Origin of the sequence: Tianweitania sp., from assembly GCF_032053605.1 — a bacterium.
Lineage (GTDB): Bacteria > Pseudomonadota > Alphaproteobacteria > Rhizobiales > Rhizobiaceae > Tianweitania.
Genome location: NZ_DAMBUH010000001.1, coordinates 20,620 through 42,314 on the forward strand (window position 1 = coordinate 20,620; position 21,695 = coordinate 42,314).

21 protein-coding genes, 2 pseudogenes and 2 other annotated features are annotated in these 21,695 nt (G+C 57.5%); of the genes and pseudogenes, 7 read left to right on the forward strand and 16 right to left on the reverse strand.

Annotation, left to right across the window (positions count from 1 at the left end; all coding sequences use genetic code 11):
* The first annotated feature begins 144 nt into the window (after window positions 1–144).
* On the forward strand, window positions 145–1,482 hold the full coding sequence (locus RTX98_RS00100) for an MmgE/PrpD family protein (protein WP_312793897.1): 1,338 nt from the start codon (window positions 145–147) through the stop codon (window positions 1,480–1,482).
* A gap of 442 nt (window positions 1,483–1,924) precedes the next feature.
* Here the strand turns inward: RTX98_RS00100 and RTX98_RS00105 are convergent.
* Together RTX98_RS00105 and RTX98_RS00110 are read right to left on the reverse strand one after the other, a co-directional pair.
* Window positions 1,925–2,098 (reverse strand): annotated as a pseudogene (locus tag RTX98_RS00105) (transposase); the annotation flags it as partial.
* Between the two features lie 439 nt (window positions 2,099–2,537).
* Window positions 2,538–2,732, reverse strand: a complete 195-nt coding sequence (locus tag RTX98_RS00110) for a hypothetical protein (RefSeq protein ID WP_312793734.1) — start codon at window positions 2,730–2,732, stop codon at window positions 2,538–2,540.
* A 189-nt stretch (window positions 2,733–2,921) separates the two neighbouring features.
* Here RTX98_RS00110 and RTX98_RS00115 point away from each other — a divergent pair.
* From RTX98_RS00115 to RTX98_RS00135, 5 genes and pseudogenes are all read left to right on the forward strand, one after another.
* Window positions 2,922–3,460 (forward strand): annotated as a pseudogene (locus tag RTX98_RS00115) (transposase); the annotation flags it as partial.
* Window positions 3,206–3,322: a sequence feature (AL1L pseudoknot), on the forward strand. Its footprint overlaps the pseudogene before it by 117 nt.
* A gap of 67 nt (window positions 3,461–3,527) precedes the next feature.
* On the forward strand, window positions 3,528–3,914 hold the full coding sequence (locus RTX98_RS00120; RefSeq protein WP_312793736.1) for a VOC family protein: 387 nt from the start codon (window positions 3,528–3,530) through the stop codon (window positions 3,912–3,914).
* A gap of 1,073 nt (window positions 3,915–4,987) precedes the next feature.
* Window positions 4,988–5,248 (forward strand): hypothetical protein, encoded by a 261-nt coding sequence (locus tag RTX98_RS00125; RefSeq protein WP_312793740.1) that lies wholly within the window; start codon window positions 4,988–4,990, stop codon window positions 5,246–5,248.
* Complete coding sequence (locus RTX98_RS00130) at window positions 5,245–5,535, forward strand: hypothetical protein (protein WP_312793742.1); 291 nt, start codon at window positions 5,245–5,247, stop codon at window positions 5,533–5,535. The genes RTX98_RS00125 and RTX98_RS00130 overlap by 4 nt, the downstream gene beginning before the upstream one ends.
* 53 nt (window positions 5,536–5,588) lie before the next feature.
* Window positions 5,589–5,828, forward strand: coding sequence for a hypothetical protein (locus RTX98_RS00135; protein ID WP_312793744.1), 240 nt, complete (start codon window positions 5,589–5,591; stop codon window positions 5,826–5,828).
* A 12-nt stretch (window positions 5,829–5,840) separates the two neighbouring features.
* Here RTX98_RS00135 and RTX98_RS00140 read toward each other — a convergent pair whose 3' ends face one another.
* From RTX98_RS00140 to nhaA, 12 genes are all read right to left on the reverse strand, one after another.
* Window positions 5,841–6,020, reverse strand: coding sequence for a hypothetical protein (locus tag RTX98_RS00140; protein WP_312793745.1), 180 nt, complete (start codon window positions 6,018–6,020; stop codon window positions 5,841–5,843).
* 204 nt (window positions 6,021–6,224) lie between these two features.
* Window positions 6,225–6,479 carry a DUF6894 family protein gene (locus tag RTX98_RS00145; protein ID WP_312793746.1) on the reverse strand — a complete coding sequence of 85 codons (255 nt, stop codon included), beginning with the start codon at window positions 6,477–6,479 and terminating at the stop codon, window positions 6,225–6,227.
* 263 nt (window positions 6,480–6,742) lie between these two features.
* The gene (locus RTX98_RS00150) at window positions 6,743–7,264 is read right to left on the reverse strand and encodes a hypothetical protein (RefSeq protein ID WP_312793748.1); all 522 of its coding nucleotides are present in this window, start codon (window positions 7,262–7,264) and stop codon (window positions 6,743–6,745) included.
* A 718-nt stretch (window positions 7,265–7,982) separates the two neighbouring features.
* Window positions 7,983–8,378: a response regulator gene (locus RTX98_RS00155; protein WP_312793750.1), complete on the reverse strand. Its 396-nt coding sequence runs from the start codon at window positions 8,376–8,378 to the stop codon at window positions 7,983–7,985.
* Window positions 8,379–8,383: 5 nt separating this feature from the next.
* Window positions 8,384–10,327 (reverse strand): GAF domain-containing protein, encoded by a 1,944-nt coding sequence (locus tag RTX98_RS00160; protein WP_312793752.1) that lies wholly within the window; start codon window positions 10,325–10,327, stop codon window positions 8,384–8,386.
* A 375-nt stretch (window positions 10,328–10,702) separates the two neighbouring features.
* Window positions 10,703–12,364: a putative bifunctional diguanylate cyclase/phosphodiesterase gene (locus RTX98_RS00165; RefSeq protein ID WP_312793754.1), complete on the reverse strand. Its 1,662-nt coding sequence runs from the start codon at window positions 12,362–12,364 to the stop codon at window positions 10,703–10,705.
* 142 nt (window positions 12,365–12,506) lie between these two features.
* On the reverse strand, window positions 12,507–12,791 hold the full coding sequence (locus RTX98_RS00170) for a hypothetical protein (protein ID WP_312793756.1): 285 nt from the start codon (window positions 12,789–12,791) through the stop codon (window positions 12,507–12,509).
* A 1,292-nt stretch (window positions 12,792–14,083) separates the two neighbouring features.
* Window positions 14,084–14,371, reverse strand: a complete 288-nt coding sequence (locus RTX98_RS00175) for a DUF6894 family protein (protein ID WP_312793758.1) — start codon at window positions 14,369–14,371, stop codon at window positions 14,084–14,086.
* Between the two features lie 13 nt (window positions 14,372–14,384).
* Window positions 14,385–15,134, reverse strand: coding sequence for a Crp/Fnr family transcriptional regulator (locus RTX98_RS00180; RefSeq protein WP_312793760.1), 750 nt, complete (start codon window positions 15,132–15,134; stop codon window positions 14,385–14,387).
* Window positions 15,135–15,302: 168 nt separating this feature from the next.
* Window positions 15,303–15,560, reverse strand: coding sequence for a DUF6894 family protein (locus RTX98_RS00185; RefSeq protein ID WP_312793761.1), 258 nt, complete (start codon window positions 15,558–15,560; stop codon window positions 15,303–15,305).
* Between the two features lie 160 nt (window positions 15,561–15,720).
* Window positions 15,721–16,032, reverse strand: a complete 312-nt coding sequence (locus RTX98_RS00190; protein WP_312793762.1) for a hypothetical protein — start codon at window positions 16,030–16,032, stop codon at window positions 15,721–15,723.
* Window positions 16,033–16,209: 177 nt separating this feature from the next.
* A complete protein-coding gene (gene nhaA / locus RTX98_RS00195; protein WP_312793763.1) occupies window positions 16,210–17,409 on the reverse strand; it encodes a Na+/H+ antiporter NhaA in 1,200 nt (399 codons plus the stop codon).
* 333 nt (window positions 17,410–17,742) lie between these two features.
* Window positions 17,743–17,798, forward strand: a sequence feature (sul1 is cis-regulatory element that is thought to sense ions involved in sulfur or methionine metabolism; They are found in Alphaproteobacteria).
* Window positions 17,799–17,866: 68 nt separating this feature from the next.
* On the opposite strand from nhaA, the gene RTX98_RS00200 reads away from it, so the two are divergent.
* Window positions 17,867–19,360, forward strand: a complete 1,494-nt coding sequence (locus RTX98_RS00200) for a SulP family inorganic anion transporter (RefSeq protein ID WP_312793898.1) — start codon at window positions 17,867–17,869, stop codon at window positions 19,358–19,360.
* 258 nt (window positions 19,361–19,618) lie between these two features.
* Here RTX98_RS00200 and RTX98_RS00205 read toward each other — a convergent pair whose 3' ends face one another.
* A complete protein-coding gene (locus RTX98_RS00205) occupies window positions 19,619–21,001 on the reverse strand; it encodes an ATP-binding protein (RefSeq protein WP_312793764.1) in 1,383 nt (460 codons plus the stop codon).
* Entirely contained in the window at window positions 20,998–21,657 is a 660-nt protein-coding gene (locus tag RTX98_RS00210) for a response regulator transcription factor (protein WP_312793766.1), read from the reverse strand. Before RTX98_RS00210 ends, RTX98_RS00205 begins: the two co-directional genes overlap by 4 nt.
* Window positions 21,658–21,695: the final 38 nt, after the last annotated feature.

Consider the following 21,695-nt stretch of genomic DNA (forward strand, 5'->3'; position numbering starts at 1 on the left):
TCCGATTGCAGTCGGTCTTCTGCTCGTCTCGTTCTGCTTCATTGTCTTCTCACTGAGCCGCGACATCCGTGAAGCACGCCGCTCGCGTCGCGATGCCTCGGCGCTTAAACTCAAGGAAACGCAATCATGAACCATCACGAGAACATGACTGGCGTCCCGCTTTCGCGACAGATTGCCCAACGGTTGGATGGAGCGCATTTGCCGGAGGGCGCTCGCCACACTGCCTGGCGACTAAGCCTCGATATCGTAGGCCTTGCAATCGCAGCACGCGAAACCGCTTATGTTCAAGCGGTTCTTGGTTCCTGCGTCAGCGAAGGTCCGGCTACCGTTTTTGGCCATGAACGGCGCCTGAACCTTTATGATGCAGCCCTCGTCAACGGAACGGCGGCGCATGGCGAAGATTTCGACGACACGTTTGAAGGCGGTCCAGTTCATGCTGGAGCGGTCGTCGTGCCGGCCATTCTTGCGCTTGCCGACCAACGCGCGCTCGATACCGAGACTATCGTGCGAGGCATCGCGGTTGGTGCTGAACTGATGTGCCGCTTAAGCCTCGTCGCGCCACAAGCCATTCACAAGGCAGGTTTTCATCCAACGGCCGTAATTGGCGCACTTGCAGCCGCAGCGGCAGCCAGTGCGGCCCTCAAGCTCGATGAAGAGCGTTTTGTTAATGCTCTAGGCACAGCCGGCAGCCTTGCTTCAGGGATCATCGAATATCTCGCCGATGGAAGCTGGACGAAACGACTTCATGCCGGCGCGGCTGCCGGCGCCGGCCTGCGCGCGGCCCTTCTTGCCGAAAACGGTTTTGTAGGCCCAAGCACCGTGCTTGAAGGTTCGCACGGGTTTTTCAAAGCCTTTGCGCCATCGAAGGTACCTGATTTCGCCTCCGTGCTGGATGGGCTGGGCGAGCGCTGGATCATGGAGGAAGTCGCCTTCAAACCTTACGCGTGCGGAACCATGACCCAACCTTTCGTGGACTGTGCGCTCGAACTTGCCCGCCAGGGCATTGAGGCCGAGAACATAGAGCAACTCCTATGTTTCGTTGGCGAAGGCACCATTCACCGCCTTTGGGAACCGCTCAAACTCAAGCAAACACCGCCCAACGGTTATGCCGCAAAGTTTTCCACCCCATTCTGTGTTGCTGTCGGCTTTCTCGACGGTGCCGCCGGGTTGAAACAGTTTACCGACGCGCGAGTAGCTGAAACCGCCGTGCGGGCGCTCGCGGCGAAGGTGCTCTACGAGATCGATCCCAACGACGCGTATCCGCGCAACTTCACCGGGCGGATCCGCGCCCGGCTGAAGGACGGACGCGTGATCGAGGTGCGCAAACCCCATATGCGCGGCGGCAAAAACGAGCCACTTTCCGACGAAGAATTGCTTTCTAAGTTCAACGCCAATGTAGCGTTCGGGAACGTGCATGCGCATATTAGGCAACATGCGCTAGATCGGATTGACGCTCTAAGCCTAAGCCGCAGCACGTGCTAAATCAGGAAAAGTGATGCTGACCCACAAGATGGACATTGCCAGTTAGCCAAATCCATCTGCGGGATGATCGGCCTCTACACTCGAGTCAAATCCCCCGGAATGTTATCGAAGAGCTAATGAGATCTGGCGCACTAATCGGCGACAGATTTCTGAAACATCAAGGGGTATCCTAACATCCTCCACCAACTGCTGACCACCAGCGTAGATAAGAGCCGCCACTTAGCTTGGCCTTAACGGCAGTCAGCGGAAAACATATACGGAAAACATGTCAGACCGCCCGAAAACCCGGGACCGGGATGTCCGATGCAGGCCAATGCTGCAAGGCGGGCGGTAAGGGGACGTCTTTAACTCGGACCGCTGACAGTGGCTTCAGATCCGCCACATCGAACCCGTTTGACGCAATAATTCCTGTAGGAAGCTGAAGTTTACACCGGTTAGACTTCTACGGCGTGTAGAAGCGCGAAACGCCCAAAATGTTGACGGCTCGGCGCAAAGTGTAGGCGAGTGCCGTCAAGCTGAACTCAGCGTTTACGCTGACGAGACCGCGCATGAGGAATGCGCCCTGGTTCATCCGTTGCTTGATCGATCCGAAGAGGTGCTCGACCATCTCTCGCCGCTTGGCGAGATTTCAAGTCGGGCCGCAAGGCGTTCGGCCATGCGCTCGAGAACAGCCTCGTTTTCCGAGCGATCGATGCTTCTCCGGGAGCCTGAAGTGCATTCAGGCTTCCAGGCACAAGTCTGGCAAGCCCTTAAATTGGTGTAGCGGATGGAGACATGCTCGTCCCTGCTAGAGCGGTTATAAGGCTCAAGGCGCTCCCTTGCTGGACCGACGTAGCAATCTGCCTCTAGATCGTAGCGAACTCGTCTCTGTTGCAATAGCAGAAGGCAATCGCAGAGCCGCGCTACGGCTGTGCCACATAGGGCACAACGCCATGATCCTCGCAGGCGGCGATATCCTCGCCTTTGTTGTAGCCCTTGTCAGCGACGGGCGGCGTTGGCCGTTTGCATTAAAAAGCCGAGGTGACCACCGGAAATGGTGACGTTCTGCGCAACGATCAGCTTGTGGCCGGCATCAAAAGCGACCTGCCATTGTAGCCGACACCAACCTTGGGGTGCATCGTCATTTCTCGTGCATCGGGATCAGTCAACGACAGCTGGCTGTCACCGCTCGCCACAAGATCGGCGAGCATCGCTTGGTGCAACTCGCGCCGTTTACGCATACGCGCGATCTTCGCTTCGAGCGTGGACACACGACCCGCGGCGCCTGGTGCTTCAACTTCAGCCCGATCGGCAACATCGAGTTATCCCAGGTACTCCTCGATCCGCTCGTCTGCGAGCTGAATCCATTTGGCCAGCTTCTGGCACGTGAAGTTCCGCTTTCGGCTGTTTGAACCGCCCCGGGTTTACCGGAGGCTCCAACTTCCAAATAGGATGGAGCCATGACGAGCAAAACGACGAACAAGTTTTCCCCTGAGGTGCGCGAGCGCGCGGTGCGGTTGGTGTTGGATCATGAGGCTGACCATTCCTCCCGCTGGACCGCCTGCCAGTCGATAGCGGCGAAGATCGGCTGCTCGGCGCACAAGCTGCTGGATTGGGTGAAGAAGGCGGAGGTCGATGCCGGCAAAAGGGCCGGTTTGCCGACGGACACTGCCGAGAAGATGAAGGCTCTGGAGCGGGAAAACCGGGAGCTTCGTCAGGCCAACGAGATTCTGCGCAAAGCGAGCGCTTATTTTGCCCAGGCGGAGCTCGACCGCCCATTCAAACGATGATCGCGTTCATTGACGATCACCGCGAGGCGCATGGGGTCGAGCCGATCTGCAAGGTGCTGCCGATCGCCCCGTCGACCTACCACGATCATGTCGCCAAGCGCGCCGATCCTGAGAAGCTGTCGGCGAAGGCGAAGCGGGACCTGGAGCTTAAGCCAGAGATTAAACGTGTCTTCGCCGAGAACTTCGAGGTCTATGGCGCAAGGAAGGTATCGCCTCCGGTAAACTCGGGGCGGTTCAAGCTGTCATAAGAGCTTATACGCAAAAAGGAGGTTGATCATGTTCTCACACACGACCGTTGGCACTGCCGACGTCGAGACCGCACGTCGTTTCTACGAGCCTTGGCTCAGGGTGCTAGGATTGGAGATCAAGTTCGCGGATGCGAACTGGCTAGGATGGAAGTCACCCTCGTCCGACAGACCCCTCTTCCTTGTGACGCGTCCTTATGATGGTCAACCTGTATCAACTGGAAACGGTCAGATGATCGCCTTCTTGGCAGAGCGCCGGTCTGACGTGGACCGGTGTCATGGATTGGCGATCGAGCATGCCGGACGATGCGAGGGGAAGCCGGGGCTACGACCCGCCTACCACCCCAACTACTACGGCGCCTATTTCCGCGATCTTGATGGGAACAAGCTCTGCGTTTGCTCACATGGCACCGAATGAGGCGGTCGCCAGCAGCTTTCCCATCCGTACGCCTCCGGCCGCCTCAACGGCTTCCACCAACTCACGACCTTGGCGTCGGCGATCAATCAAGGTAGCACAGCACTTGGCTCAATAGGGTAGCTTTTATAAAGCTGGCTATTTTGATCCGCCGCTTGTGCAAGTGAGCCATGCCAAGGGGTGCGGCGCATTTGACTATACCCAAAAAAGCTGACGACTGTCGCCTGCTGTGCAACTTTGACGACAGGAGCAGGCTCTCGACAACTTGGCAGCCATCGACCCCATTCTTGACGTTGATGGCCGGCATCTACATTCCTAGACGCAGACCATATGGCGAAAGATAGCGCAGACGGATGGCGCCGCTGTTTGACGAAACATGCGGCAGCGGTATGGACGATGTTTCACCCAACCCGCCCACTTAGGACACAGAAGTAGTATGCTAACTCGTGAAAGCCCCAAGGAAACGCTGCTGCGCGGTCGTCGAAATCGGCGTTTAGATCAGCTGAGCCCGAGCTTGTGCGGCCGTCCATCTTTGGCCGTTGGCACTCCTCACCTGGATGTTTGTGCCGCCCAGTCGTTCGATCCTAGACAGCAGCGGCAGCGCATCTGCTTGCCTGACGGACTGGCTTTCGCGATCGCCACCCGAGTTTAGATGCGTAATCTCGAATGACATAGGTTTTCCTTGTAAATCGAAATTTTCTCTGCACCGTTAATAGCGGAGAGATAAACAAACCACCGTCTGGTTTTTATGGTCCCTCAAGTGAAGGCTCTGGCCACACCTTTGTTCCGAAGCCATGAATAATAACCTCGTGGTACGAGAGAAAAATAAATTATTTTCAATATTCTCAACGCCCTTGTGTTATCCCAGGAATACGCGCATTCTTCGTATGTTGGATTTAGCCAAACGGCTTGGCGGTGTCGAAACCTGGGGCCGCCGTTTCTGAATTCTCTTCAAAATCATAAGCTCGACAACCGCTTAAGCTCGCTTCGGCCACTTCGTTCGGCCGATGTTTGGTCATGCTCTCAGGTATAACTAACTCAGGTCGATTGGCGCGCTGGAATCGGAGACCCCATCGATGACGAGCCGCACACGCCAAGACGTTGTTCATTTTGCTAGCGAGTTCACCTTATGGGGCTTAGACATGCCGCAACCAGCTGGGACTTATCGCGTCGACTACGATGAAGAGTCTATTGACGGCGCATCCTGGATCGCTTGGCAGAACGTCGGCACCTTCCTGCACCTGCCAGCCATCGTTGCTGGTTCGCCCACCAAACAAATGATGCCCGTCGATTTGGCGGATCTACAATCCGCCCTCAAGAAAGATCAGCAACAATGACCATTATCGCCTCCACCGGTAAACCCGCGCGCGTATCAGTTCAGAACATCCATATCTTCGAGGTCGGGCAAACCGTCCGCTTCAAGAATGTTTTCGCAATGCCGCTGATGACGAACACGTACAAGGTGACGCGCAAACTGCCGCCGCTGGGAAATGCCCTGCAATACCGCATCTCGGCAGAAGGAGAAGGCTATGAGCGCGTGACCACGCAGGACGATCTGGAGGTCGTGCTTGAAGGATCGACGATCCACAACACCCTCATCCAGAAGACGTTCGGCAACACTTAGGCATCTCGCCGTAAGCTTCTGCATGAACGGCCAGATTGAGGTAAGGGTTCGACATGAGCAACATCGTGACGCTCCATACCGACAAAAGGTGGAAGGCGGTCATTGAATACAATGGCGAGCGCGGTCTGGAAAAAGCGACACACTACTTCGAAGAAGTTTCGGAACTCCATCTGATCATTGAGCACGGGATGGACTGGAACAGCCTTGTTCAATGTGTCCTGACGCTCAATCGGACGGATGATGGAAGCGCCCAGAACATCCAGGGAAAAGTGAGAAGCAACGAAAAATGCTGAGTTAGCGGCACCCTAGTCGTACGAAACGCCAACGGCCGGATAGTAGAGCGACTCTGGGTATCCCTCGATGCCGCCGAACTCGATTACGTCGTTGCCGCCTTGGGTCCAGATCTGAGTGCCCGCTTTGAGGCGGATGCAACGGCCGGAGCGTTCGGCCTCGGCCTTCATCTCGGCTGCCGTCCGCTTTGTCATGATTTCCGCAAGGGATTGCTCGTCCTCACAGGCCCACATCGCGTTTTTCACTGTTGCAAAGGCGCCTGTCTGCCCTGCAATGGCCGGGAACTGAAATGCTATGGCAGTCGAACACACGAGAGGCGTCCATATCTTCACTGGCTTCTCCTTCAAGCGGAACAGAAAAGTGCGTTGCCGGAACTGGCACGACATCTGCCATGCCCGCTATCCCACCTTGGCAGACGGCTGTCTCGCAAGATCAACGGACATGCTCAAGGATGCAGAGAAGACGTTACCTGAAGCTGTTCTGGCCTCCAGTCTTAGGTTGGAATCTAACCCGAGATCGTGCAGCTCTGCCGCTCTTTCCAACAAACCCATTAGCGCATCTCTCTTCGCTGCGGCAATGTCGGGCAACTCCAGTCCTGTTTCATCGACAAGCGAAGCATCGGCTTCGTGGAAGTCGAAGTAGTATCTAGTCATCAGTTGTCTTTCCTTTCCAGTTTTGAGGTCAACAGCGATATCTGCTCGGACCGAGGCGCTCTAGCACCTATGTTAAAGCCGCCGCTAAGAGACGGGGCTTTCGACCGTTCGCGGATCAGCCCAGCATGGATCATCAGGGTTATAAAGCTGCGCCTAGCTCCGTTTAGGCCGTGCTTCGACCCCAGTTATTCATCAGCGTAGTTGCGCCTCACTCGGCCCTCGTAAATCCGAGGCGCGTCGAAAAGACCGGCCTCGGGAAGGCGTCAGGGTCGATCGCGCTGCTTTCTTGGGGTGTTTGACGCGGGCATGCCAAGGAAGGTCGACGCGTCAGTAAGTGGAGGCTGCGCGGCCGTACGATCCGACCGGATAATAGCTTGGAAGGTCACGCCTACCACTCCCCACATGAAGCCGATCGAAAGCGGCACATAAGGGCGGTGGACGATCGTCTCAGCAAGATAGAAAAGTGCGAAGCCCAATCCATCGCTCGCAAATCCCGCGACAAACGTGATGCCCCAGATTGCCACCGCTATTACGAACCATGATGCCAGATAGACCCCGGGCGAACGCAACTCACGTTTCCGCAGCAGCGCATGAGTGGGCAGTCCAATCAACAGCATGGCTACATAGCCCACCGCAGCACCTATGCCTGCTGCCATGGTGATCCACGCGCCACGTCCCACATTCTCCATGAAATCGGATGGGGACGAAAACACCCCCGCGTATGCAGCCAACAGAGCTGGACCCCAGAGCGGTGCTATCAGCACTGCGGTCGCAAAATGTTTCATGCCGCTCCTTCATCAAGACATGCTGCCCGATGACAACTACGCTCGCAAACGGTCAGGCGCCGCCCGAAGCCTGAAATTCATCCGCTAGCGGCTACGGTTCCTTGGCTCCCCTAAACCTGTCGGGCAAAAGACCGCGAGATCAAGTCGTCGGCATTCGATGAACCGGCGAGAAGCGGCTGGACGTAGCCAACCCTTTTGTAGTCGCTCAGCCAATTTAACTCTCACTTCTGAGCGGAAAATTCTAGCACAGAACCCCTACTGCCTGATCCATTATAAGATCCTGCTTCTACCTCGCGTCAGACCGATTAATCAAACCTGCTCGAGCTTGACGACTGAACTCAAAGCCTAAGTACGTGATCAGCAATGCTCTCTAATAACGACGTTCGCGGTGTCGGCTAATCCGAACGCAAGCCCGGATTGTGTCAGAAATCATGTGGAACAGGACTAAAAATCAAAGGTTAAAAAGCGCTCTGGAGATGGCCACGCGGCTACGAGATGGAACGTCGAAGTTGATCGACAATTTCGAGGCTTTGGACCAGCACCACGAGGCGCTTTTTGCAGTTGAGATCTCGCGTCTGCGGCAGCGTTGGACGGAGGAGGCACAGTTGGTCGCCAGGCTTGAAGGCGAGGTGTCAGCAGACCGGTCACCTGGTTGAAAGTCTATACAGTGCCATGAGATCGCAGGTCCCGACTTCCACTCGGCTCAGGATTTGGGGCCTTAAGTCTCTCGCGCAAACGTGCGCATGGCGCCCATCACCTGTGAAGGGTCAATAGGCTTGGCGAAAAATTTCGTACGAGCAGGCAACTGGATGCGTGCCCCGTCGACTCTCGACGCGGTCAGGACGATCTCGATCGGAGGCCATCGGTCTCGGATGGCCGCGGCGATCTTAATCCCGTCAACCCCCCTGGGCATATCCAAATCCATGTAGACGATGCGTATGTCAAAGCGCGTCTCCAGAATCGCAATCGCGTTCTCGACGCTGGTGGCTTCTACCACCTGAAAGCCGTCATCTTCCAGCATGTCTATAACGTCGATACGAAGAACCGGCTCGTCCTCGATGACGAGCACGATCGCCCGGTCAGTCGCCGGTGTCTCCATTGAACTGTTCGCCATTTGGGTCACGCCTGCTGCATCTGCGACAGCGATGCACTCATCGCAGCCTGGAAGCCCTCTGGTTCGTAACTGAGCTCGACGCCGCCTGTTCCAATCAAGCCCATACGAATGATGCGTGAGCCAAACCCGCGGCCGCTTGGTTGAGACGGTGCTGGCCCATCCCGCTCACGCCAAACAAGATGGAATTCGTCGCCCTCACCATCCCGAGGACAGACCTTCCACTCGATCTCCACCCTTCCCTGCGGTACCGATAGAGAGCCGTATTTGACCGCGTTGGTGCCAAGTTCATGCAGCAGTAGCGACAGAGAGAGCGTTGCTCTAGGCCCAATCTGAATGTTGCGTCCTGTAAGAACAAAGCGGTTACCAGCCTCAAAGACCTGAAGGACGGCATTTGCGACATCCTGCAAGCGAGCTGACGACCAGCTTTGCTGCATCAACACGTCATGGGCATGCGATAATGCGCGCAGACGCTGGCTAAGAGCGTCAACGGCATCGCGCTCCGAAACAGCCTTCAGCGTCTGGGTAGCGATTGCCTGCACCATCGCAAAAGTGTTTTTCAGACGGTGCGACAGCTCCCCGTTGAGAATCCGCTGGGTCTCCTCAGCCTGAATGCGAGCAATGGCCGCGTGAGCTCGGTCACCGATTTGCCGCACGAACTGCAGTTCGTCCGTTGTCCACCTGTGAGGCGTCCGTGCGTGCGCAAACACGATCAGAACGAGACGCCCGCCTTCCATGATGGGAAGGTTCAACAACGATCGCGTTCCGATTGCTGCGAATGAATGCAGGTTCTCGCGAGTCCTTGGATCGCTTTCGACATCCTCAATCTCGACAGTGTCGCCGCGTTTCAGGTCCGCGATGTATGAACCGAACGAGCGAAAGTCGTGCTTGCCAGCCACGCTTGTGACGCCCGGCGCGCACCAGTCTACAGGAACGTCTACTGTCTCCGATAGCTCATCAACCGGGCCGAAGCCGACGCGTTCAACGGCGAGCCCTGATGCCACGCATTGGGCCGCCGCCAGCGTGATGTCAGACACGCTGCGGACGTCCCTGAGCTTGTCACCGAGCTGCAGGAGCGCGGCTTGACGGCGCTCGTGTGCGATACGGTTAGTGACTTCCAGGAAGATCACCGTGAAGCGGTCGGAGCCGATCGGCTGCGCCACACCATCGTACCAGCGGTCAAGAACGCCAACTTGCCGGGTAAAACGCACCACCTTGCCAGTTTCCACGACATTGGCAAACTCGTTGACCCATTCATCCTCGATGCCAGGAAAAATCTGGCGGATGGTGCGCCCGATTGCGCTTCCTTGCGGCATGCCGACAAGATCGTACCAAGCGGCGTTGACCTCCTCGTAGCGCCAGTCGATGATTTTTCCCGTCGCATCCCTGATGACCCGTCCGAGAACAAAACCTTCCTGCAAGCTGGCAAAGAGGGTTCGCCACCGGCTCTCGGAGATACGAACCTCCATCTCCTTCTCGACCGTTCGTGCGATCGAGCGCAGGCGGCGCATGTCCGCGTCGGACCAGGAACGGGCTTTGCCGTCGATGGCTGCCAATGCACCGACCACTTCTCCATCGGGCAGGGTGAGCGGCACGCCCAGATAAGCGACCACACCGATGTCGCCAATGGCTTGATTGTGCTTCAGCAGAGTGTCGAGACGGGCATCGGGCACGACAAGCGGCGCGGCCCGGTCAACAACGTGCTGGCAGAACGAATGGGTCATCGGGGTCTCGCCCCGTTCGGCCCAGGGAGAGGGCAATCCACTATGTCCGGCAAAAACCTGCCTGTCCTCATCAACCAATGTCACAATGGCGACGGGAACGTTCAAGACGTCACGGACATGGTCGGTCAAATGTCCAAACTGCTCCTGCGCTGTTCGGTCAAGAAGACCGCCTTGGCGAAGGGCGCGAATGCGAGCGGATCTTTCTAGAACAACATCGGTATGAAGCATGCGGATGCACCGGGTAACGATTAAGCGCTGGCTGCATCGGCAGCAGTCCTGCCAGCTTCTCTAGCGGATCAAACCAGGCTCGTCACGATGACAGCAAGTGACACAGCCGCAAGGATCTCTTCGGAAGCGAGATCAACAGGCGCATTCCACCCGTGCAGTCCGGTGGCGTTGTGGCTGGTCCAAGGCTGAGGCCTAGCTGCCACCGATACCAGAGCAATTTGGGATGATCGAGCCCGACCACATCGGATCAGCTCTGTGGTCGGGCTTTGTGTCAAACGAGTACTCTACGCCGCTCGACGAACGCACCTTGCTGCAATCAGGGTGAAAATTTCATGAACAAGGCAGGTGGCATGGTTCTTAGATGGTTAGATCCTCTCAACCGACATTCGACCGTCGACCAAAGTTCGGCGTCTTGTCTGGGCGGCCAAACAGGAAGCCCTGAAGTTCTTCGCAGCCTTCCATGACCAGGAGCTGCTGCTGTTGCTCGGTCTCGACGCCCTCCGCCGTCGTGCGAAGCCCATAGCCCTTGCAAAGCGCGGTGACTGCCCTGATTACCGCCAGCGATCGTTCCGACCCAGTCATTCCATGAACAAACGACTTGTCTATCTTGAGCCTGTCCAGCGGCAGGCGGTTCACCAGGCTGAGCGACGAGAACCCCGTACCAAAGTCGTCGAGCGCGATCATCACGCCTAGGTCATGCAGCTCGAGCAGAAGCTTTGCAGCCGCTTCGATGTCGTAGAGAACCGCTGTCTCAGTGAGCTCGAGTTCCAGGCGTTGTGCTGGCAGTCCGGACAATTCCAATGCGTCTTTGACAGTTGCTACGAACGAGCCTGCATGAAGCTGTGTCGCCGATACGTTCACCGAGATAACGGCGTCGGAGGTCCATGAAGCGGCTTCCTTGCAGGCTGTCTTCAGGACCCAGGTGCCAATGTGAGGCATCAGGCCCAAGCGCTCGGCCATGGGAATGAACTCGTCGGGAAATAGGCGTTCTTCCCCATCCTCGGGCCACCGTAACAAGGCCTCGAAACCAACAACGGCGCCGGAACTCGCACTCACGACCGGTTGATAGTGAAGTTCAAAGGATTCGCTCGCCACCGCATGCTGGAGCCTCAGCTCCTTGATGCGCCGGTCGGTAGCCAACGCGCTGATCTCGTGGGAAAACACCAAGCAGCGGTTACGGCCACTTCGCTTGGCCTCGTACAAAGCGAGATCGGCGTTCTGCAGGATCTCCGTTGCCGAGAACCCATGCTCCGGGGATGAAGCTATCCCGACACTGGCGCTTATCTTGAATGGCGTTCCTCCTAAATCGAAGGGGGTATCCAGCGCTTCAACGATAGCGGCTCCTAGTCGTCCAGGCTCTTCATGGCTGCCCAAGTTTTGCAGGACAGCGAACTCATCGCCACCGAGGCGAGCCACGATGTCAACAGGACCAGCCAAGCTCTTCAGGCGCAAGCTGACCTGCTTGAGAAGCTGGTCACCGGCGTCGTGGCCAAGCGTGTCGTTGACATGTTTGAACCGATCGAGATCGATGTAGTGCACCGCAAGGCGGGCTCCGTACGCCACGCGTGGAAGCTCTTCACTCAGGCATTCCTGGAAGTGGCCGCGGTTGGCCAGACGCGTCAGTCCATCATGGGAAGCGATGTGGAGCAGCTTCCGCTCGGCATTGCGGCGCTCCGACATGTCGCGGGTGATCTTGGCAAAGCCAATGAAGGCACCCGCCTCGTCGTAGACAGCATCGATGGTCACATGAGCCCAAAACCGGGAACCGTCTTTGCGCACTCGCCAGCCCTCGTCCGAGATATGGTGCTGCGATCGCGCTTGACGAAGGTTGCGGGCCGAAGCCCCGCGTTGCCTGTCGTCGGACGTGTAGAACAGCTCGAAGTTCTTCCCGATGATCTCGCTGGCGGCGGAGCCTTTCAGCCGTTGGGCGCCTTCGTTCCAGTTCAGGATGGTACCGTCGGCATCCAGCAGGTAGATGGCATAATCCTTCACCCCCGCAACGAGGTGTCGGTACATGGCGTCTTCGGAAATGCTCATCGATCAAAGCCCGGTTTGATCCTGCACTAAGCCCACTTCTTCCCAACAATGGCTTAAGTCGCGAAGTCGTCCTTGATCGGTTCACGCCAATTCTAAAACGGCGATTTGAGTAGTTCACCAGCGGCGAAGTTTCGCCGATTGATCATTTCGAACTCTGCTCGGATGCGTACACCGTAACGAAGGCAATGCCCTCGGCGGCAACGTCCGCGATGGTCACATACATGAGAAACCCGCTGGCATCATGCACCAGTCGAGCTTCCTGATTGTTGTTGAAGGCAGCAGCCAAGACAGCGGGATCACCCGTGATGGTTCCGCGCACCATCTGCCAGCCGCCGGCGTTATCCGGAGCGATATCGAGCACAACCTTGCTGTCTGGGAAACCTGGCACGAGCAGGGTTCCAAGACCTGTATGATCCTGCGGCATCACTCCCTCTCTATTATATCGGTACTTTATTGAAGCAGGATTCGAACCGTCTGCGAAGAGGGTCTCATGTTTTCCAAAAAACAGACATTAGGCAGTTAGTTGCTGAGCCGAATGTTCAATTGTCACGTACGGCCTCTCCAATACTGCTGCTGGATGGCGGTGAAGCTGATCCCAACCCCAAATATGGGGTGCGTTGCCGCCGAAGCTCGTCCACTTAGTGGGTCCACTTTCTGGACGTTGCCGCCGGAAACCTGCCGTTCCGCTTCCCACCAGTCATCACCTCGGTGCTCATTAGCAACGCAGCTTAAAAGTAGCCCGACCGATCCCGACCTCGATCCCGCCATTATTCGCACGCTTACCGAGCTTTCATTTTCGTGACCGGTCCTTGCGAGATCTCAATCGGGCCGGCTTACGCGGGCTCGCATGCACGACATTCTTTGTCACCTCAGTGCTCCTGTGCTCGTTCTGACCATTCTGCTTAGGCTTAGTTACAAGCCAAGATTGATGCAGCAGCACCAAAGCGAAGTTCCGGACTTCGGGATCGCTTACGAGACGTTCGGTGGGAGCTTGTCGGTTGCCGAAGAAGGTTCGACGTGCCCGCACCAGCCTCAGTGCTCCCAACCTCCGTTCCGGATCTTGGCTGGCCAATTCTGCCTCAAGCTGGCTCAGGAACATGGCATCAGGAACAAGGGGTAACGTAAGCTCGAGTTGGTCGAACCTCCATCCTGAGTCGGTGAACCGCGCGTCGAGAACCCAATGTGCGTCCTCCTCCTTCAAAAGAGGGCGCAGCGCTTTACGCGTAGTGAACGTCTCCAGATCATGCCATCGCATCTCACGATTACCGGGACGGCTATGAGATGTATGCCGCGCTGCCAGCTCCATCAGCCAAGACTTGGTACGGTGCCCGCCCCACAAAGCGTAGACGCGAATAGCCAAGATGCGTAAGCCTCAGTAAGGGCAGCGAAGGACCTCATCAACGTAGACACGACAGGCATTGGTTTCCCTGTCTCCTGAGATGCGTTTGAGGTCTTCGGCGATCTCACGCAGCAGCGAAGGCGAGTGAACGCGCTGGGTGCGAAGGCCGAAGCGATCGCGCTTGCATGGCAATGCGGTCAATGTTTGGCTCGACCACGTCATATCACGTCAGAGTTCACTTGGTTTGGCAGACTCGGAAGCACCCAGATGGCAGCTCGTAGCGCGTCAGGCGTGCTGTCGTGGAACTGCCAGCTTCGGTCATCGGTGTCATGGATCTGGGCGATTCACGCAGCCTGAGATCCAATCTTTCGATGATACCTCTACCCAGTCGTCTCAAGCACGATCCTGGACGTGACCTGCCAACCTCTGCCTGTTCGCACCTCAATGACTATCTCAAGTCGACCATCCTCAGTGGCGACATCCTTCGCATACCCGGTGATCGCCTGAGCGGCTTCCATCCTGGCTAGCTTCAACGAAGCAAATTCAACGCCTTCATTGTCCGAGACAAAGCTGTTCCCCTCGCGGAAGTCGAAGAAGTAGGGTGTCAAGCCGCCATCATCGGTTGCTGAAGGCAACGACTTAGGTTCTTCGGTCCAATACCGTTCCATCTCGTCAGCTCCTTCATTTCAGCTTATGCGGCGCATGATCATCCATGCGAAGATGGAGGTATGATCGGTCGAACCCGCCTTGTTTCTCCAGAGCACCCAGGTCGTGAACGATGAGCTCGGCTCGCTCGAAGCTGATGGTCCCGCTTGCGCGCAACTCCATCAAGGATCTGTTCACATGAACCACGGACAGACCAAGGGCGTCCGCGAGTTCTGCCTGCGTGACTGGAAACATGCAGCTGTCGCCTGATGCCAGGCCGATGACCTGCTGTTTTACTAGCGTCTCGCAGAAAAGGTGCGCCATACGCGACATTGCATCCCGTTGCCCCAGGTTTGTGGTCCACTCCCGATAGATTGCCGCGTCAACGAGGGTTGCGCGCCAAAGCGCCTTAGACACCGTTGGATACTTGGCGCTGATGTCCTCCAGATCGCGGTGGCGGATATACCCGATATGGGAATCGACAAGGGCGAGGATGCTGTTGTCAGCGACATCCAAGTGCAGGCTTTGAAGATCCGGTACATCGCCAGCATGATAGAAAGCAGTGATCTGCCGGCGCCCGCTGGCGAGCGTTTTGTAACTGCATGTCAGCCCGGAGATCAGCAAGGCGCTGCGTGATGGTCGATCACCCTCGCGCAAAACATCCTGTCCGCGCTGGACATGGAGTTCGTCGATAGGGAGAGCAGCTAAAGCGGATCGGTCTTCTTCAGAGAGCCTCGCTTTTGTCGCGAGGCCTTTGATGAGAGCAGCGTTGGCAGACCCAGGCATAGGCATTCACTCCGTTGGGGAGGAACGCACCTGGCTCCAGCTTCAGAGACCCGCTTTAAATCTGAAGATGGGCCCACCTACCCCTCTTCACGGATCATGTCCTAATAAAGGTTGCGTGGGCCGTCTACCTGTCAAAATATGTACGCCTGATTGGTTGAAGCCTGTGGACTATAGCTCAGGCTTAGCATGACTGAGCCATAATCCGGCAAAGTTCAACGTGGCTGTGTAGATCGGTTCTCCACCCTCGCTTCGCACGAGGATCGTATAGCTCTGATGGTCGCTTTCCATCGTCAACTCGTCCTTGGCAATCGCAGGAAGAGCGTGCATTGCGGCGCTTCTTACCTCTTCCAGGCTGTTAAGCTCCAAGCCTAGATCGTCCTTAGTGAGTTTGTCATTAGCGAGCACATCGAAGAAGTAAGGTGTCATGTCGGAGTCCTTTCAGATGCCGAACGTAAAAAGACCACCAATGTTCGGGCCGCAATATTTAAGGCAAGACGTGAAAGGCATCAAAGCTGTCCGTCCGCATTGTTAGAAGGCCCGCTAGATGCAGGCCTTCATTTTCATGAGCCGAGTTTAGTAGAGCCAATTACATGGTCCGGCCGTTATGGGTTTTCCGGTGGATGTTACGCGACGCACGGTTTTGCTGACGCTCGATCCGGCGGCGCTCGGCCGCGCTGATGTAACCGTCACGTGCCGCCCGATTTTGCGTGCGATCAATGCGGCGCTGCTGACGTTCGATCTGACGCAATTCCCGCGGTGTCAGCTCGCCACGCACCGCACCGCGAACGATACGATGATCTTGACGGTGCTCGCGAGCCTCGGTGCGATGAGTTTGTGCAAGGCTCGGCATGGTCGTAACAATCAGAGCGGCAACTGCGCTCAAGATAATCTTCTTCATAGGTTTTCCTTCAGCTTCATCATGGAGCTGGCATCCATGGTGCGGCTTTAACGGTGAACCTCACCTGAAGGATGCGTACAAAGGGGTATACAATTGATAAGGCTTGCGGACGCAGGATCCTCCAAAGCGAGAGAGCCAACATCTCCAGCAGTATGAAGCGGTCAGCAGACGGACCTGCTAAAACGATCGTGCTTCGATGCCACCTGGCCTGGGGCTAAAACGCAGCACCAGCGTGCCTAGAACGGCGGAAAGGGCAGAGCCTAACAGAATGCCGATCTTTACCTCGTCCTGCAGAAGCTGGTTGTCTGGAAACGCCAGCAGTCCGATGAAGAGGCTCATTGTGAAGCCTATACCGCACAGCAAGGCCACTCCAAGTACATGCAAGGGAGCGGCGTTCGCCGGTGCGTCGGCCAAGCCGAACTTCACCGCGATAAGCGCGGTGCCGTAGACCCCGATGACCTTCCCCACCATCAAGCCGCCTGCAACGCCGATGGTCAACGTGTTCGTCAATGCAGAAGCATCGACGCCCTTCAGGCTTACGCCTGCATTGGCGAAGCCGAAGATCGGTATGATGATGAATGGCACAAACTTGGCCAATGCGTGCTCAAGGTTATGCAGCGGTGAATGAACGGTATGCTCACTTTGACCACCCACAGGGGATACGAGAGGAATGGTCAAGGCCAGCGCTACGCCCGCAACCGTTGCATGGACGCCTGACAGAAGCACGAGCACCGAAAGCACGGCACCCAGCAACAGGTACGGCAACAATGCCCTGACGCCGCAGCGGTTGAGCCCAAAAAGCACACCCATCACGATCCCGGCGCCAGCCAGCGCCCAAAGCTGCAGGTCGTTGGTATAGAAAATCGCGATGATGAGCACGGCGCCCAGGTCATCGATGATCGCCAGTGCGGCGAGAAAGATCTTCATGGACGCAGGCACTCTGCTTCCAAGAAGGGACAGAACGCCCAACGCAAAGGCAATGTCTGTTGCGGTTGGGATCGCCCAGCCGCGAATGACCTCGTGGTTGCTCCAGTTCAACGAGGCAAAGATCAGGGCGGGGAACGCCATGCCTCCCGCAGCGCATAGACCAGGCAGAATACGGCGCGACCAGGTCGACAGCTGCCCGTCAACGAACTCACGCTTGATCTCAAGTCCGACCAGCAGGAAGAACATGGCCATCAGCCCATCGTTGATCCAGTGGCTGACGCTCAAAGGTCCGACATATGTCTTAAGGACGGCAAAGTAGGTCGTCGCCAACGGTGAGTTCGCAACGAGAAGAGCCAGTGCCGCTGCAACCATGAGGACGATGCCGCCGGCTGCCTCGCTATCGAGAAAGCGACGCAATGCAGTTGAACGAACACGAAAGATGCTGGCCATCGGGTGCCTCAGACAGGATGATCTCGCTGGCGGCCCGACCAACGTTATCACCTGCCCACGTCTGAAACTGCGAACACCCAGGCTGGGTTTTGAACGAATGAAACAGAAATCGCAAGGCTACCGTCGGCGACGCAAGTGATCGCCAGCCCGTTCTGTCGAGATCGCAATTACACGTGCGATCTTCAAAACGCGTACTCTGTAGGTCTGCTTTCGGCTTCGCCTGAAAGTCGGTCAAGGACATCGCTCTGGGCAATCCTCTAGAGCGACGTGTCACCAGCATCTAAATAAGCAGATTGTCTGCTGATCAAAGTCGACCTAATAAGGATTCAGTCGCATGGACCCGGTGAGAGCCCGGGTGGCTATTCCGGCCGCCGATCCGCCGGACAACAGAGCACATAGTTCACTTAGTTTTGCCGCTCTTGCCGGGCGGCTCCATGTGCCTGCCTCCTGGTATCTCATGAACACCTTTATCTCCCGCTCGCGCTCCGAGTGGTTCAACACTGCGGCCCAAGCGCGCCGCGACGTGCTGGCCGGCATCGTCGTCGCCTTGGCGCTTATTCCTGAGGCGATCGGCTTCTCCATCATTTCCGGCGTCGATCCGCGTGTCGGTCTTTACGCTTCAGTAGTTATCGCCATGGTTATCGCCTTCCTGGGCGGACGGCCTGGCATGATCTCGGCCGCGACAGCTGCGGTCGCCGTCGTGGTGACACCGCTCGTTCGGGATCACGGCGTTGAGTATCTGTTCGCCGCCACCATCCTGATGGGGTTGATCCAGATCGTCGCCGGCTTGCTGCGCCTCGATCTCCTAATGCAGTTCGTGTCACGATCGGTGATCACCGGCTTCGTCAACGCGCTGGCCATCCTGATCTTCATGGCGCAGCTGCCGCAGCTCATCGGCGTAACCTGGCACACTTACGCAATGGTTGCCGCCGGCCTTGCCATCATTTACCTCTTTCCGCGCCTCACCAAGGCTGTGCCCTCGCCCCTGATGGCGATCCTCGTTTTGGCTGCCGTCAGCATCGCGCTGAACCTTCCAGTCAACACCGTCAGCGACATGGGCCAGTTGCCGGAAGGCCTGCCCTCCTTCGCCCTCCCCATCGTGCCGCTGACCCTCGAAACGCTGTGGATCATCTTGCCTTATTCGGCCACCATGGCCGCCGTCGGCTTGCTGGAATCCATGATGACCGCGCAGATCGTGGACGACATGACCGACACCGACAGCGACAAACGACGCGAATGCATCGGCCAGGGCGGAACCAACATCGTGTCGGCGCTGTTCGGCGGCATGGGCGGCTGTGCGATGATCGGCCAGTCCGTCATCAACGTCACCTCGGGCGGCCGCAAGCGGCTTTCGACTTTCGTGGCCGGCGCCTTCCTGCTGTTTCTTCTTGCGGTTCTCGGTCCGATCGTCGGCCGCATCCCGATGCCCGCCCTTGTTGCGGTGATGATCATGGTGTCGATCGGCACCTTCAGCTGGAACTCCATCGCCAACCTGCGCCGTCACCCGCCGACCTCTTCAATCGTGATGCTCGTAACCGTCGCGGTTGTGGTGGTGACGCATGATCTCGCGCAAGGCGTGCTCGCCGGCGTGATCCTGTCCGGCATCTTCTTCACCGGCAAGGTGCGCCGCATGTTTACCGTCGAGCGGTCTATCCAGGCGGATGGTACGCCCGTGCTGTACCGAGTGAGCGGCGAGATCTTCTTCGCGTCCGTCGACCGCTTCATCCGCGCCTTCGTACACGAAGAAGGCCGGGCGGTGGTGATCGACGTGTCAGCCGCACATTTCTGGGATATTTCCGGCGTGGGCGCCCTCGACAAGATCATCGCCCGCCTGCGCCGGAACGGCTCGGAAGTCGAGGTCGTCGGCTACAACCACGCTAGCGCTGACCTGGTCGACCGCTTCGCCCTGCACGACAAAACGGGTGTGCAGCTCGGTCTAGTTCCCCATTGAGAACGCACTTGAGACAGAACCTCGACCTCAGTGTTTCAGAGGCAATTTAGCTAACCCTATGTCTGCTTCCCGGGTTGTTGACTGCAAAGCAGATGGTCGGCTTTCCACCAGGTGGAGCCAATCAGCGGCAATGCAGAGGATACCTGGCAGCGGCCGGACGGCTAACGACCCATATCAGCCATGCAGAGGCCAAATAGTCGTTCATAATAGCTGTCCATCTGCCATGTTCGAAGATGGGCTTGATGCGGCTTTGGTGTCCTAAGCCCACCCGCCTGTCCTCTGTTCGATGATCGAGCTACCAGTTGTTTCTGGCCACTCGATCGCAACGCGCAGCCCGCTGCCGCGATAGGGTACCGGAGACTGAAAGACCAGCTGAGCACCCATGGTCGCAACCAGCTGCGACACGATCGAAAGTCCTAGTCCAGAACCTGGGCTGCTCGTAGCGCCACGCTTGAAGCGGGCGGTCCATTCGGTAGCGACTTCATCCGGTACGACCGGACCACCATTGATCACCGCAACGCTGTTAGGTCGCTCAACCCTAACCATCACGGGTTCATCTGACGCGCCATGACGCAGTGCGTTTTCGATCAGGTTGCGAAGGGCAATGCCGAAAGCGTCTATGTCGACCGCTTGGACCAGGCGGATGCCCGGCGGCAGATCAAGTTCAAGTCGCCCGTCGTGTCCGCCGACGCGGTTGAACTCATCCACAACCAGACGCACAGCGGGAACCAGATCGAGCGACGTCTCGGCAGCGCCAATGCCGGCATCGGCGCGGGCAAGCTGCAACAGCTTTTCCGATAAGCGGGCGATGGCGTTGAGCGAAGCCTCGATTTGGCGTGCACGTGCCTGCAAAGCGCTCGACGGCAGTTCCGCGAGAAGACGCTGCGTTTGGGCCAAGGCGCCAGCAATCGGCGTGCGCAATTCGTGGGCGCTATGCGTTGCGAAATCCCTCTCGGCCTGCAGCGCAGCTTGGAGCCTCAGCAGGAGGGTATCGACAGAGGTCGAGATGCCGGCAAGTTCATGCGGCATCCCTTCGAGAGCCAGCGGCCTTAGGTTGCCGCCACCGCGCTGGCTGATTTCAGCCTGCAACAAGCTGATCGGCCGCAATGCCCTACTGATAATCAGCCATATGGCTAGCACGCTGACCGGGACTAGGCCCAGGATTGGCAACACAAGCGCCAGTGCGCCTTCCATCATCGCTTCGCGGCGGTGATCGAGCGGATCGGCAACCTGTAGGAACAAGGTGTTGCTGACCGCCGCCACCGTATAGGTGCGATGATCCTCGTCGTCGAAGAAGCCCGGCCGCAAAGGTACGTCATAGGGCTCAGACGGCGCATCATGCGAATGCAGCAGCACTCGTCCGGCCTGGTCCCGCAACTGGTAGGTCAAATATTCCCGTCCAGTGTTTGACAGCGAAACATCGGCTTGGTTCGATCCGACAGTTGCACCCCGTTGTGACTGTTGATCGATCAACAGCGACATCAAACGCTGTGTGGTTTCTTCTAGTGCGCTGTCGAAAACCTCGTCAAATTCCTCCCGCATCACGATTGCTCCCACGCCCGCGCTCAGCAGCCAGAACAGTGCGGTGCCGAGCGTCAACCAAACCATCAATCGGCGTGTCATGCTGAAGGAAGCGCTCATGCTAGATCCATGCGGTAGCCCAACCCACGCACGGTAATCACGCGTCGGCTGCCAAGCTTCTTGCGAAGCCTGCTGACATAAACCTCGACGGTATTGCTCTGGACCTCCGAACCGAAGGCATAGAGCGCATCCTCAATGCGGGACTTGGACACGATCGTACCGGGATGACGCAGCAGACAGTCTAGAACGGCCCATTCGCGGCTTGAGAGGTCTATAGCGCCGTCGGGTCCGGTGAGCCGCCGTTCGGCAGGCTCCACTTCGACATCGCCCAGCCGAAGGATCGGCGAAACGCGCTGGCCGTACCGACGCGCAACCGCGTGGATACGCGCGGTGAGTTCGCCAAGGTTGAACGGTTTGACCAGATAGTCGTCAGCGCCTGCGTTCAGGCCCTCGATGCGGTCGCTGATCTGGTCCCGGGCCGTGAGCACGATAACGGGCGTCATGTTTCCGCGCCCGCGCAGGTTCTTCAGATAGCTGACGCCGCTGCCGTCCGGAAGTTGCAGATCGAGCAGGATCAGTTCGAAATCGACAACGTCCACAAAGGCGCCTGCCTCGGCAAGCGTGGTCGCCCAATCGACCGCGTGACCCTGCGAGGCGGCGTGATCTCGCACGGCGCTGCCGATCGTGGGATCATCCTCGATAAGAAGAACCCTCAACTGGTTTTCTCCACGGAGCAACTGGCCGAACCGGCCAT